Source organism: uncultured Methanobrevibacter sp. (genome assembly GCF_946184425.1).
Lineage (GTDB): Archaea > Methanobacteriota > Methanobacteria > Methanobacteriales > Methanobacteriaceae > Methanocatella.
The window spans coordinates 1-13,743 of sequence record NZ_CAMHFP010000055.1; the positions used below are offsets into that span (position 1 = coordinate 1).

The window sequence follows — 13,743 nt, forward strand, 5'->3', positions numbered from 1 at the left end:
TTAACTATTTTTAGATAAAATTAAAAATTCACAACTAATTTTCATCAAAAAATTTTAAATCAACAAAGTTTTTGAAAGAGTCGATAATGATGAGGCATGAACTTTTTGAAGTTGGATCATATGATTACTCCGACCTGGATGAAAGGTTGACCAAACCTGTTGAATGGACTGAAGAGGATCTAAAGCTAATAGCTGAAAACTATCGTGGAGGAATTCCGCTGACTGAAGAACACGATAAAATCTACATTGGCATTGGAAATGACATAAGCTATGAAGAAGGAAAGCTATTCATTGAAATCCCTGATGAACTGGATATGGAAGGTAAAGGCCTTTCTCCTAAAGTTGATGTCTTATTGAAAGATAATGGAGATTCATTTGGAATTGATACTATGAGTTTGATAGATGTTGGTGTAACTAAAAGCCCTAGAAAAATTACCTTGTTGAATTCGGATATAGCTGGAGATGCAGGCGATGCTGGAAATCCTGAACCTGCTCCTCAACCGCAGCCTCAACCTCAACCTCCAAGTAAAGACACTAATGTAGCTACTAGTTTACTTTTGGAGAAATTGCAAGGTAAGGATGCTGAAATCGGAAAGCTTCAGGAAGAGATTAAAACTTTAAAAGAAGAATCTGAAAAATATGAAGAGATTAAAAAAGCTATTGAAGAGAATAAGGAATTTATAGATAGTAAAGATGATATCTTAAAGGAGTTATCTGAACTGCGAAAAGCTGAAAATGAAAGGAAAATAAAAGAGTACGAAGCTAAGTACAACTTTAATTATAATGAGAATCAGCAGGATAAGGAGATAATAGATAAGCTATTGTCTGGTGACGTTGATATGGAATTAATGGAAAAGCTGGCTGAAAGAAGAATTAAAATTGAAGCTAGTAATGATGGTTCAACACCTGGAGGAAGAAATCCATCAAACTCTGGAGATGCTGGTGAGATCGGCGAAACCGGCAGCACTGGAGATGAGGATGCGCCTTCCTTTACGACTCGTGAGGAATATAATAAAATCTTAAAGGATATGGGATTCAATAGGACTAGAATCTAGCTATGATGGTGTTTTCTTACTTTTCCACCGGAGCTAGTATTTATTCATTGAATTGCTCGTTGTTTAGTTGTGGAGGGTGTTTTGATGTGTTTTCACTCTCCATTAATGTTCATATTTCACCTAGTGGGGCAAATCGTGCATTGAAACCCTTAATGCCTAATTAAGGGGGGACAAGCCCCCCTTTAATTACCCACGAATGCCAATGCCGAATTTACTTCATTTGCCATATTACCGACTCGGAATGGGGGACAAGCCCCCATTCCTCGGAGTCGACAAACTAATGTTTACAAAGCTTAACCCTGGAACAGGGGCAAGCCCCTGTTCCTTAAATCTGACAAAGTTATTATTGCTAGGTCTATAGTATTGGCCTTTCGCTTACGCTCAAGGCGTCCAGTCCTCGCTTACGCTCGGACGGAACATAATCGTTAATGCAAATTATAATAAACTAACTATGTTAATGTTCTAACATTCGGAACCGACCGGCGAGGGTCGGTTCCTCAAATTTTATCAAATTAAAATCTTTAAATCCATAAACTCGGAATAGAGGCAAGCCCCTATTCCTCGGCTCTGACAAAGTTATTATTGCTAGGTCTATAGTATTGGCCTTTCGCTTCGCTCAAGGCATCCAGTCCGACCTAAAGGTCGGACTGCAAATAATGGTAATGCTGCTCATGGTAAACTCTTTTTATTCATTGATGACTTACGGAACCGACCGGAGAGGGTCGGTTCCTCCCTATAGTATTGCTCGCCAATTCTATTCACCCAGGCCTCCCCACACACGCCTCCGCTTACGCTCCGGCGTGGGGGTCGGCCTGGGCGAATTGGCTCGCTTATAACATGGGTATGGTAAGGTTGCTCTGGTCTGGGCAAATCCTTAACAGTACTGTTAATGTAATCAAAACTAATTTTCAAAACCTTCATTTGGTGATGTGGTGCTGACATTAACATCCAAAATATCGAAAAACAAACTTGGCTCAACCCGTGCATATATATCGCAGGGTAAAAGAATTCAAGTTCCAAATTTGGTATCGTTAATGTTAATGTTGATATTACTTTTTTTATTATATTATTTATATAAAAAAGATAATAAAATATTAATCATGACATTGCAGAAGAAATTACAGATAAATATTGTCATGAGTAACTACAACCAAAGAAGCGGTAGCTATTCATCCAGTTATGATTATATCTTATTGGATTCTTTAACCAGTAGTTCTTACTCAAATTTATTCAGAAGCGATTTGAAGAATCTAAAGATCAAAACCAAAAACAATGCAGAATGTCAAGTATTATACATTCCATCTTATGGATCTCAATCTGCAGCCATTCTAGTTAGAGTTCCTGTCAGTCAGATTTCACAAACTACAAAGCTATTGCTGGATGTTCATGATACTTCAACAACCTTCAGCAGCACTTTAACAACTGGTAATGAGGTGTTAATGTTTGATGCAAACTCTGATACATACTCACAATTTTTCATGAACTACTCAGGATTAAGTATCAATAATGACTCAACAGATGGTGGAAGATTTCTCAGAGCTAGATTTGTTCCAAGCCTTGATGGGAGCTCTCCAACATCATTATTTACAACAGTTGCATCTGGAAGTAGTTTATCAAACAATCGTGTTATTGTTGCAAGATTTAAAAGAATTGGGGGTAATGTTGATGTTAATGACAATGCAACATATCATGGCTCAACAATGGGAAGTGTCATGATGCAGGTTGACGGAAGTCTCACAACCTATGGGGTTGACACAAAAGTTACTTCTCTTAACTGGGCAGGCAGTAACAAAAACTATTTAATGTTTAACGGGGCTAAAACATTAGTTCAGGTTTCATCATGGGACGCTTACAACAGTAGCAGTGATGATGAAGGAAGTTACAAACAGTACCATATTCATGGAAGAGTGGGAAATGGTTTTTCAGCCAGTAGTGATTATTTAGAAGGTTTCAGCAGAAACAATCCAACTAAAATTTATGACAATAATTTCGCTGAAGTGGAGATCTCTCCAACATTTTATGCAACAACTGAATTTGAAGATTTCAATTATGTTGATCTAAAATGGCTATTGATATTTCCATCACCAATAATTGGAGCTAATGGAATTCCACAGGTAACAGTAACGGAAAGAACCAAAACCGGCATTCGATTATATAAAGGAAGCCATGAATACACTAAGGCCTACAGGGGCTCAACGTTAATGTGGGACGCTAATGATGATGACATGGAAGATACTGGACTTCACATTCCAGATAAAATAATTAACAAGAATTGGGATTGGGTGTTTTAAAATGATAATTGATTATGATGTAAACTCAACAATTGGACATGGCCGTGGATATCCAACAGGATTGGAACATTCAGAGAAAATGGATGTAATAGCTTGTCTTTTAGATGAGGGAGAGAGAAGCTATGTTAATGAAGAGCATACAGCTTGGATTTGTTCTGACCAATGTGCAGTAGGCGAAATGGTAACATTGGATGAATCATCCACAATGGAACATACAATAGTCAGAAAAGCCAAAGCAGGCGAACTTGCTTTCGGATATCTGTTAGGTAAAGTGCAGGTCAAGACTTCAGGATTAACTTTAGTGGCTGTGGCCGTATTAGGTGATGTCTTCAGATTGAAACTCAAAAGGCCAGCACCCTGGATGTAAAAATAAATGTTGAATTTTTATTTTAGAAATAATCAATAGAACTCTGTAAATTGAAAATTCAAATCAAAAACTATTTTTAGGTGAATATTTTTTTCACATGTCAATGCTGTTTTCCCTGTTTGTATAAAATCTGGAAAAAATAAAGGAAATATGCAAATTAAAACTGGAATTAACATTTTTAGGTCGCCAAATTAAAATTTTGACAGAAATACATAGAAAAATAAAAGAAGTCTGTAAAATTTTACAGACTCAAAAAATTTAATAAAAATTAGATATATTTTTTTTATTAAATATGAGGGGGGGGTGATTTCTTTAGGGTGTTATTTTTAGTGTTGTTATTTTGTTTATGGTGTAGTTTGGGTTTTTTGTGGTTTCCTGTTTTTAGGTTTTTGGTTTTTATTGTTGTTATTCCTTTGTTGTTGGTTTTTGTGTGATTGTTTTGTATGTTTTTCCGGTGAATATTTTTATTGTTAATTGTATGTTGTTTATTGGTTTTTTATTTTTGTTTTGTATTTGTATTTTCATTAATTTGTTTTTTTTAATGATGTTTTGTGTTTTGATTATTGTTGGTGCTTTTGTTATTTTTATTATTTTTGTTATTGTTTTTGTGTTGTAGTTGGGGTTTATTTGGGATATAATTACTTTATAGTTTCCTGTGTTTAGATTGATTGGTAAATTGCAGATTCCTTTGTTGTTGGTGTTTTTATAGTATGTTTTGATTAGTTTGTTTTTGTAGTATATGTTGTATCTTATTTTGGCGTTCTTTATTGGTTTATTCTTGCTGTCCACTAATTTTGCTGTTATATATTTGCCGGAATTATAATAAGTTATCAAATTGTTGGATTTTAAATAAACATTACTTTTAACCACACTTAAAGAAGAATTATCTATCAAAACATCTAAATGTGTTGTCCAATCTAGAGATGGAGGTAATCCTACTGAAGTCATTGTATGGAATATTTTAACATTAAATTCAATATTATATTTACCTGTTGTTAAAGTTAAGGGTATCTCTAGTTTAGCGGACCCATTTGAATTGGTTTTGACTTCAAATGTATTGTCATAATTTTTGTTATATATGTGGATTTTTATGGTTTCATTTATATATGGTAGATTGTGTTCATCAACAACTCTGAAAGCCATGCAATTGTCATATGTAACTATTTTATTAAATGTTAAATTTGCTTTAGCATTTAGTGAGACATTTCTGAAATAACACACACTCCAGATATCACCTTCATAATAACCATGAATTGAACCGCTTACAATAGGATATATGGTTACCACACCTGATAATCCCTCATAATAAGAATTAGAATAAAAAGATGAATTAATTATGGATCCATTGGAACCTTTCCAATAAACTGCATAACCATCACAACCAACGAATGCAACACAGTTATCATAAACTTTACAATTAATCAAAACTCCATTATTTCCTGCCCAGTGAATACCAGCACCGCCTTCAGCATTTTCATAATAGAAATTACTCAAATAATCAAGATTGAAGTTAATGACATTGTTTTTGAAACCTCTTGTTATATCTATGTTTTTTAGTGTTAAGTTGTTTGCTTGTATGTATAAGCATCTGGATAGTTCTTTTGCATCTATTATGCTGTTTTGGTTGTTGCTTGTAATGGTTAGGGATTTATTGACGATGATTTGTGTTCCGTTTCCTGTGTAAGTTCCATTTAATATTATTGTGTCGTTTTATGATGCGGAATTGATTGCGTTTTGTATATCTTTAAAGGTATTGCCTTGTACATGTATTGTTTTGGGGTATTTTTCCGCATTTTCATGTGGTGTTGTTTGTTCATTAGGCGCTAATTTATTATTATTGTTTTCCATTACTTGATTGTTTATGTTGTCTTGATGTGTTGTATCGTCTAGGGTGTTTATTGTATTGTTTTCATTTGCTGATACAAGACTCATGCTCAACGTAAGTAATGATAATAAAATTAATATATATCCTATTTTTTTAATCATTAATATTATATCTCCTATTTATTTTTATTGTTCGGGTGCAGGATAGTGTGTACAGTCCGCATCCGGAGGTTAGAACTATGTTATGTTGTTTCAAACAATTTAATTTTTAGTATTGTAATAAATCACACCAGTAGGATTTGTAGTTAATATATAACCAGTTCCACCATACACTTTAACTTTATGTAGAAATGCATATATATGACGTATATTATTGACATATATTATAATGGAAAAGTGGATAGTCAGTTGGTAAAATTAGGAAAAAACAGATTTATTTACAAAGTCCTTAAAAAAATAATGAAGAAGTTGAGTAAACAACTTCTAAAATAGTCCGCTATCTTCTAAACGTTTTTCGAAGTAATGGGCAGCTGAATCTGCTCTGTCTTTAACAATTAATAAAATCACAACAGTTGCAATACCTATTCCTAAAAGAATTGATAATGCCGGCAAGTAATTTGACCACACCAAACCTAGTTGTGATTCACGTATTAATGTAATTGCATATGTCATTGGCAGGTATGGATTCATTATCTGGAAAAATTTATCCATAATTTGCACTGGATAGACTCCTCCAGTACCTGATATCTGAATAACTAAAAGTACAACAGCCGCTGCTTTTCCAACTTCTCCCAATGCAGAAACCAATGAATAAATCAGAATCATAAATACTGCTGATACCAGAAGTGCCGAGAAAATAAACAATGGCACATTGGCAATATAAATTCCCAAGATATGTGCTCCAATAAGGGTTACAGATGCTTGTAAAATACTCAATATTAGGAATATTGTTAACTTTCCGAAATACATTTCAAGAGGGGAAAATTTGGTTCCTTTTGCAACACCAGGTTTTAACATTGCACATGTAATTAAAGCACCGACCCACATTGACAGTACGATGTAAAATGGGGATACATTAGATCCATAATCTGGTACTGGGAATATTTCATTTCTATCAAGGGAAACTGGTGAATAGAAATAATCTCCAAGAATTGTTTCGTTAATGCCTGTGAGTTCTCCAAGCATATTAGCAGTTGCTCCAAGGGATCCTGCTGCTGTAAATAATGCCTGTGCAGCTGAATTTCCAAGCAATTCTGCACCTGCTGCAAGCGCTAATGAACCTTCAGCCAGTTCAACTGAACCCCCAGCTAATTGGCTAGCTCCATCTGCAACCTGACCTGAACCTGTGGCTAATTTTGATGATCCTTCAGCAAGTGCAACTGAACCATCAGCCAATTGACTGGCTCCTTTAGCAACTTCTCCACTACCATTTGCCAGTTTGACATTACCACTAACATATTCTTTTACAGGGCCTTCAGGTATAAGTGATGGGTCGACAACAGATTGAATTTCTTCAGACCCCTGTTCAACTTGACTAGCTCCCTGTTTTACAGCAGACGAACCCTGTTTAACCTGGTTTGCACCATTATTAACTGCAGGCACACCTGATTGAACTTGATTTGCACCACTTTGAACTTGGCTAGCGCCGCTTTGAACTTGGTTTACTCCGGAGGATACCTGGGATGCTCCTGAAGATACCTGATTAGCACCTGCTTGAAGCTGGACACCACCATCGGATAATTGGCCTGCTCCTGAAGCAAGACCTTCCTGTAGTTCGCCTAGTTTACCGTAAGCTGCAAGGTTAATAATTTCAATTATTTTTGCATTCAGGGAATTATAAACTGCATTAGCACCGGAATCAGTCAATTTTGTGGCAACCGGATTTGATTTAACATTTACAACATATTCCAGTTTTGCCTGTTGGGGGTTATCTGTTGTAATAGAAAGAATATTCTTACTCAGATTTTTGGGTATTATGATTCCGGCATAATAATCACCTTTATAAACTCCGTCCCGCAGTTCTTTTTCAGTTACAAAAGTCCAATTGAATTTATCATTCTTTTTTAAATCTTTAACCAGTTCATTTCCAATATTTATATTATTACCTTCAAAGGTTGAACCATTATCAAGGTTTGTAATAGCAAATTGAACATCACCTGTATTTCCATAAGGGTCCCAGCATGCTTGGATATTTAAAATTGCATAAAGGGATGGTAAAATAATTATTCCTATTAAAACAATAGTGACAATGGGATTTGAAAATGCTGATTTGAAGTCTTTTTTAATAATTTCTATAATGTTTCCAATACTTCGCCCCGCCATTTAATACCTCATTAAGTTTGAATTAAATAAATGTTTATTTTTAATTAATTATAAATCTTATGAGAATTTTCAAGAATTCATAATAATTTTATATTATAAAACAGATATCAATAATTAATTAAATTAAAGAGGTTTAATATGAAAGTAAAGTTTTTACTACTTTTTGCAGTCTTTTTGTTTAGCATTGCTTGTGTTGGTGCAACTGATGTAAATGATACAATTGCAAGTAGTGATGTAAATGACGCCTTGTCTTCAGGTGAGGATATTCAGATTCTTGAAGTCAATGAATCTTCACACGGTATCACTATATCAGATGATGGAACTTTCACATCTCTTCAAAAGAAAATAATTTTAGCGTCAGAAGGTTCAACAATTTCTTTAGATAGAGATTATTCCTATGATGAGGGATTTCTTGAAAGCGGTATTGTTATAGATAAAAATTTGACTATTAACGGGAATGGCCATATATTGGATGGAAAATCAAAAGCTAGAATTTTCATGATATTATTCGGTTTGAAAGAAAATAATAAAGTCACATTAAATAATATTAAATTTGTAAATGGCCACACTAAGTATTATGGTGGTGCAATACTTAATTTTGCAGATTTGACTGTTAACAAGTGTACTTTTACAAATAATTATGCATATTACTGTGGTGGAGCAATTAATTCACTAGGATATATGGACTGTAAAAATTCTAATTTTTATAAGAATACTGCAGGTGGAGATGGGGGAGCTATATTTTCTCTGTCTTTTGCAAAATCCGTATCATTTTATATTAACCATTTCCCACTTAGAATAATTGATGAAAAATTGGAGTTTATTAATCCAATAACTTTGAATGCGAGTTTTAAATTTCTAAAAGACCGAGTAAGCAATTGTGTTTTCAAGAATAATGTAGCCAAAGGTCGTGGAGGAGGAGCAATTTATGCTTTCTCAAATATTGATGTTCGATTATCTTTATTTGCTTACAATAAAGCAGGTGAAAAAGGTGGGGCAATATTTGCCAATAAGGATTTATACGTAACAAATTCCAAATTTGCATATAACAAGGCTCCTATGTATGGTGGTGCAATCTACTTCAAATGTCACGAATCATCAGGCCATTATGATAAAAATGGAAAATGGATTTCTGAAATCAAATATTATAACAACTTAATTCAAGGATCAACATTTGCAAAAAATAGTGCAAGTAAAGGTGGTGCAATATATGGATTCAGGACTTCTAACTCTGATAAAATACATTGTGCAAAAGCCTTAAAGTGTACTTTCACTGATAACAAAGCATCCTCTGCAGGTAGAGACATTTATGGAGGAATTGCTTCAGGTTGCATATTCAACTACTTTAAATTAACTTTAAATACTGCAAATGTTAAAAAATCAGCTAAATATGTGGTTTTGGCTGCAAAATTAACTAAAGGCAAATCATTGATTGTAGGTAAAACAATTGTATTCAATTTCCATGGCAAAATCTACAAAGCAAAAACAAATAGGCATAGTATTGCAAAAGTGTATATTAACAAAAATATTCTTTCAAAATTGAAAATAGGTCAAAATGTTAACTATTTGGCAAAATTTGGCAAGTTATATATTAAAAAAACAGTTAAGGTAAAAAAATAAGGGATATATATGGATAAGGAAACTAAGCAGCGTTTGCGCGAAATTAGGTCTGCTATTAAAAAATATGGATTTGATGAAATTTTAGGTCAAACTGCAAAAAGTAAAATACGTAAAGATGAAAATGCTCGTAATCTTTTTTTGGATGATGACATTCCTGTAAATTTAAGATTGATGCTTCAGGATTTGGGAACTACTTTTATTAAGTTGGGTCAACTCTTAAGTACTCGACCGGATATTGTTGGTGAAAGAATAGCTGATGAACTGGCCAACTTGCAGGATGATAATCCTGCCATTTCATATAATCAAGTTAAAACAATTGTTGAAAGGGAGTTAAATGGCAATATCGATGAATTATTTGAGGATTTTTCACAGGATCATTTAGCAACTGCATCAATCGGTCAAGTTCATGAAGCTAAATTGGTCACTGGTGAAAGAGTTGCAGTAAAAATACAGAAGGAAGGAATCACTGATAAAATTGACCTTGATTTAAGGATATTAAAATATATTTCTAATCGTGCAGATAAATTAAATTCAAATCTTAGAAAATTAAATTTGCCTGGGATTATGGATGAATTTGACCGTTCAATTCACAAGGAAATTGATTACAATAATGAATTCATGAACATGCAACGTATAGAATTAAATTTTGAGGATAATCCTTACATCCATATTCCAGCTACATATTCAAGATATTGTTCATCAAAAGTCTTAACAATGGAATTTATAGATGGAACAAAGTTAAATGATGTATATGAAAGCGATAGTGATGAATTTGATAAAAAGCTTTTAGCAAAAAATGTTCTTGATTCATATCTTCAGCAACTGTTCATTGACGGATTTTTCCATGGAGACCCTCATCCTGGAAATGTGATGATTCTGGAAGATAATGTTGTATGTTATCTTGATTTGGGAATGATGGGCTTTTTTGATGAAAAATTTAAGCGTGACCTCTCTGAAGTAATGCTGTTATTTGTAGACCAGGATGTTGATGGACTGATAAACCAATTGATGTATATGGACATACTGGATTATGACATAGACACAAACACATTAAGAAGAGACTTAAATGACTTATTCGGAAGATATTTCGGTGTTCAACTTAATCGTTTCGATGGAGTTTTGGAGGCGCTGCTCAGTCTTATGCAGGAATATGGTGTTATTCTTCCAAATGAAGTTGTTACTATGGCAAGAGGATTATCAATGATTGAAGCCATTGCACATAATCTTGATCCTGAAATTGATATTTTTAAATCAGTCAAACCTATTGCAACGCAAATTGCAAGACAGAGAATTAATCCTAAACAGTTTTTGAAAGGTAAAAAAAGCAATACAATCTTGTATGGGCATATGATTCGGGCGTTACCAAAACTGCTTACAAGGACTATTCATAAAATTGAAAATGAAGAACTGCAGTTAAAGTTTGAAGTTGACATTACCGATAAGGTTTCAATAATTGCATTGATATCTGCACTTATAATTGGTTCTTCAGTTGTTTCATTCGGACCGAGAGTATTTGACATGCCGGTAATTTCTTTAATTGGTTATCTGATAGCTTTAATTTTGAGTATTGTCGGAATTAAAAAATTCGTGTTAAAATAGATGTTTGATTTCCGAAAAAAGATGATTATTAGAAGTTATCTTGGGGAGTGTCCTAAAACTCTCAAATTTTTTTCTTTTTTTATTTTAAATTTATTTTAATTTATTTTATTTAATTTAATCTAATAAATATTAAAAAAACGATTTATAATCAATTAATTAAGTTGATTGAATCTATTTATAAGGGTTTGTGTTTTTTTTAGGGTGTTATTTTTAGTGTTGTTATTTTGTTTATGTTGTCTTGATGTGTTGTATCATCTAGGGTGTTTATTGTATTGTTTTCATTTGCTGATACAAGACTCATGCTCAACGTAAGTAATGATAATAAAATTAATATGTATCCTATCTTTTTCATCATAAATCATAACTCCTATTTTTTTATGTTGTTATTTTTATTGTTCGGTGCAGGATATTGTGTACAGTCCGCATCCGGAGGTTAGAACTATGTTATATTGTTTCAAACAATTTAATTTTTAGTATTGTAATAAATCACGCTTGTAATATTTGTAGTTAATATATAACCAGTTCCACCATACACTTTAACTTTATGTAGAAAGGCATATATATGACGTATATTATTGACATATATTATAATGGAAAAGTGGATAGTCAGTTGGTAAAATTAGGAAAAAACAGATTTATTTACAAAGTCCTTAAAAAAATAAGATATATTTTATGAGATAGACTATTTATATCTTAAAATAGTAATATGATAATGTATATTAATGATAAATTTGAGGAAAAATAATGAATTTAAAAGAACTAGTTACAGGAGCTGCCGGTGAAAAACAATTTTTACTTGGTAATGAAGCGGCTGTTAGAGGAGTAATAGAGGCAGGTGTTTCTATTGCAGCTACTTATCCGGGAACTCCTTCATCAGAAATTGGAAATGTATTATCTGTATTGGCTAAAGATGCAAATATTTATTTTGAGTTTTCCACAAATGAAAAAGTGGCAATGGAAGTTGCAGCTACTGCTGCCGCTTCAGGATTACGTTCATTTACTTTTATGAAACATGTGGGTATGAATGTGGCAAGCGACTCATTCATGACTACTGCATATTCTGGAGTTCGTGGCGGAATGGTAATATTGTCTGCTGATGACCCTTCACTTTTTTCATCTCAAAATGAACAGGATACCCGTAATTATGCAAGATTGGCTAATGTCCCTATTTTAGAGCCTTCTAATTGTCAAGAAGTTAAGGACATGGTTAAGTATGCATTCGACTTATCAGAACAGTTTCAAATTCCAGTAATAGTTAGAACAACTACCCGTGTTTCCCATATGAGGGGTGTAGTTGAATTTGGAGAAGTCAGTGACAATTCATCAAATAATGAAAAGCATTGGAAGAAAGGTCACTTTAAAAAAGACCCTTCTCAGTTTGTACCTGTTCCTGTATTTGCTGGAGATATGCACGTTAGATTATGGGATAAAATACATAAAATTGAAGAAATTACTAATAAAAGTGATTTGAATAATGAAATTAACTTTGCAGGTGATAAAAAATATGGGGTGATTTCTTCAAGCAGTGCGTACAATTATGCTCATGATGTAATCAAATTCAATGGTTTGGATATGGATATTTTGAAATTAGGATTTTCATATCCTTTCCCACAGGAAAAAGTAGCTGAATTTTTAAGCGATTTGGATGAAGTATTCATTGTTGAAGAGGTGGATCCGATAATTGAAAAGGATACATTAGCTACTGTGGGCGTTAAAAAATTAGATGTTATAATTCATGGGAAATTGGATGGAACTTTCCCTCTTTATCATGAATTTGATTCTGATGTTGTTGCAGATGGATTTAATAAAATATTAAACTTCAAACCAGATGATGATGTAATATATTCATCAAGTTTGGAAAAATTATCTGAAGAAATTCCTTCCCGTGCACCGGTTTTATGTGCCGGATGTCCTCACAGGGCAATGTATTATGGAATAAACAGAGCTATCGAAGAACTTGGCATTAAACCTGAAGATGTGATATTTGCATCAGATATAGGATGTTACACTTTAGGAATCAATCCTCCATATAACGCTGCCGATTATCTCTTGTCTATGGGTTCAAGTGTTGGTGACGGTTGCGGATTTTCAGTTTCAACAGACCAGAAAGTTGCAAGTTTTATTGGAGATTCAACATTCTTCCATAGTGGAATATCTCCATTAATCAACGCTGTTCACAACAAGCATAATTTCGTCCTGACTGTTTTGGACAATAGAATTACTGCAATGACTGGCGGTCAGCCAAATCCGGGTATTCCAGTTGATGGAATGGGTGATGAAGCACCAGAAGTGTCAATTCGTAAATTGGCTTTGGCTTGCGGATGCGATTATGTACGTGTAATCAATCCGTTTAATTTGGAACAAGTTGTCAAGACTTATAAGGAAGCATTTGAAAGGGATGACACTGCGGTCATTGTTTCAAAAGCTCCATGTACATTAATTAAAGGATTAACTAAAAAACCTCCGGTCAATTTCGTAGAAGGTAATTGTAACAACTGTGACAAATGTGTAAGTGAACTTGCATGTCCGGCTATTTCAAAAATTAACGGTAAAATTGTTATTGATCAAGCACAATGTGACGGATGCAATGTTTGTATTCAAGTTTGTAAATATGGTGCTTTAGAGGCAGGTAGGTGAGAAAATGGATAATCATTATAGTATTTAT

Annotated in this window: 10 protein-coding genes; 6 read left to right on the forward strand and 4 right to left on the reverse strand. The window is 33.5% G+C overall.

All coding sequences use genetic code 11. The features are described from left to right. Positions 1–89 precede the first annotated feature (89 nt). The 3 genes from Q0P94_RS09610 (at position 90) to Q0P94_RS09620 (ending at position 3,713) form a co-directional block, all read left to right on the forward strand. Positions 90–1,055, forward strand: coding sequence for a hypothetical protein (locus Q0P94_RS09610; protein ID WP_295116045.1), 966 nt, complete (start codon positions 90–92; stop codon positions 1,053–1,055). A 1,100-nt stretch (positions 1,056–2,155) separates the two neighbouring features. Further along, the gene (locus Q0P94_RS09615) at positions 2,156–3,346 is read left to right on the forward strand and encodes a hypothetical protein (protein ID WP_295116047.1); all 1,191 of its coding nucleotides are present in this window, start codon (positions 2,156–2,158) and stop codon (positions 3,344–3,346) included. Between the two features lies 1 nt (position 3,347). Continuing rightward, complete coding sequence (locus Q0P94_RS09620; protein WP_295116049.1) at positions 3,348–3,713, forward strand: hypothetical protein; 366 nt, start codon at positions 3,348–3,350, stop codon at positions 3,711–3,713. Positions 3,714–4,118: 405 nt separating this feature from the next. On the opposite strand, the gene Q0P94_RS09625 is transcribed toward Q0P94_RS09620, so the two are convergent. From Q0P94_RS09625 to Q0P94_RS09635, 3 genes are all read right to left on the reverse strand, one after another. Further along, complete coding sequence (locus tag Q0P94_RS09625) at positions 4,119–5,207, reverse strand: hypothetical protein (RefSeq protein WP_295116051.1); 1,089 nt, start codon at positions 5,205–5,207, stop codon at positions 4,119–4,121. A 216-nt stretch (positions 5,208–5,423) separates the two neighbouring features. Then, complete coding sequence (locus Q0P94_RS09630) at positions 5,424–5,645, reverse strand: hypothetical protein (RefSeq protein ID WP_295116053.1); 222 nt, start codon at positions 5,643–5,645, stop codon at positions 5,424–5,426. Positions 5,646–6,020: 375 nt separating this feature from the next. Beyond that, the gene (locus Q0P94_RS09635; RefSeq protein WP_295116055.1) at positions 6,021–7,859 is read right to left on the reverse strand and encodes a YhgE/Pip domain-containing protein; all 1,839 of its coding nucleotides are present in this window, start codon (positions 7,857–7,859) and stop codon (positions 6,021–6,023) included. 138 nt (positions 7,860–7,997) lie between these two features. Between Q0P94_RS09635 and Q0P94_RS09640 the strand changes: the two genes are divergently transcribed. Both Q0P94_RS09640 and Q0P94_RS09645 read left to right on the forward strand, forming a co-directional pair. Further along, on the forward strand, positions 7,998–9,479 hold the full coding sequence (locus Q0P94_RS09640) for a hypothetical protein (RefSeq protein ID WP_295116057.1): 1,482 nt from the start codon (positions 7,998–8,000) through the stop codon (positions 9,477–9,479). Between the two features lie 9 nt (positions 9,480–9,488). Further along, on the forward strand, positions 9,489–11,078 hold the full coding sequence (locus tag Q0P94_RS09645) for an AarF/ABC1/UbiB kinase family protein (RefSeq protein ID WP_295116059.1): 1,590 nt from the start codon (positions 9,489–9,491) through the stop codon (positions 11,076–11,078). Positions 11,079–11,274: 196 nt separating this feature from the next. Here Q0P94_RS09645 and Q0P94_RS09650 read toward each other — a convergent pair whose 3' ends face one another. Then, a complete protein-coding gene (locus tag Q0P94_RS09650) occupies positions 11,275–11,433 on the reverse strand; it encodes a hypothetical protein (protein ID WP_295116061.1) in 159 nt (52 codons plus the stop codon). Between the two features lie 389 nt (positions 11,434–11,822). Between Q0P94_RS09650 and iorA the strand changes: the two genes are divergently transcribed. Next, entirely contained in the window at positions 11,823–13,715 is a 1,893-nt protein-coding gene (gene iorA / locus Q0P94_RS09655; protein ID WP_295116063.1) for an indolepyruvate ferredoxin oxidoreductase subunit alpha, read from the forward strand. Positions 13,716–13,743: the final 28 nt, after the last annotated feature.

Excerpts from the sequence above, each read along its gene's own strand:
- Q0P94_RS09610 (WP_295116045.1), top strand. The coding sequence starts at position 90 with ATGAGGCATGAACTTTTTGAAGTTGGATCATATGATTACTCCGACCTG.
- Q0P94_RS09615 (WP_295116047.1), top strand. The coding sequence starts at position 2,156 with ATGACATTGCAGAAGAAATTACAGATAAATATTGTCATGAGTAACTAC.
- Q0P94_RS09620 (WP_295116049.1), top strand. The coding sequence starts at position 3,348 with ATGATAATTGATTATGATGTAAACTCAACAATTGGACATGGCCGTGGA.
- Q0P94_RS09630 (WP_295116053.1), bottom strand. The coding sequence starts at position 5,645 with ATGAGTCTTGTATCAGCAAATGAAAACAATACAATAAACACCCTAGAC.
- Q0P94_RS09635 (WP_295116055.1), bottom strand. The coding sequence starts at position 7,859 with ATGGCGGGGCGAAGTATTGGAAACATTATAGAAATTATTAAAAAAGAC.
- Q0P94_RS09640 (WP_295116057.1), top strand. The coding sequence starts at position 7,998 with ATGAAAGTAAAGTTTTTACTACTTTTTGCAGTCTTTTTGTTTAGCATT.
- Q0P94_RS09645 (WP_295116059.1), top strand. The coding sequence starts at position 9,489 with ATGGATAAGGAAACTAAGCAGCGTTTGCGCGAAATTAGGTCTGCTATT.
- Q0P94_RS09650 (WP_295116061.1), bottom strand. The coding sequence starts at position 11,433 with ATGATGAAAAAGATAGGATACATATTAATTTTATTATCATTACTTACG.
- iorA (WP_295116063.1), top strand. The coding sequence starts at position 11,823 with ATGAATTTAAAAGAACTAGTTACAGGAGCTGCCGGTGAAAAACAATTT.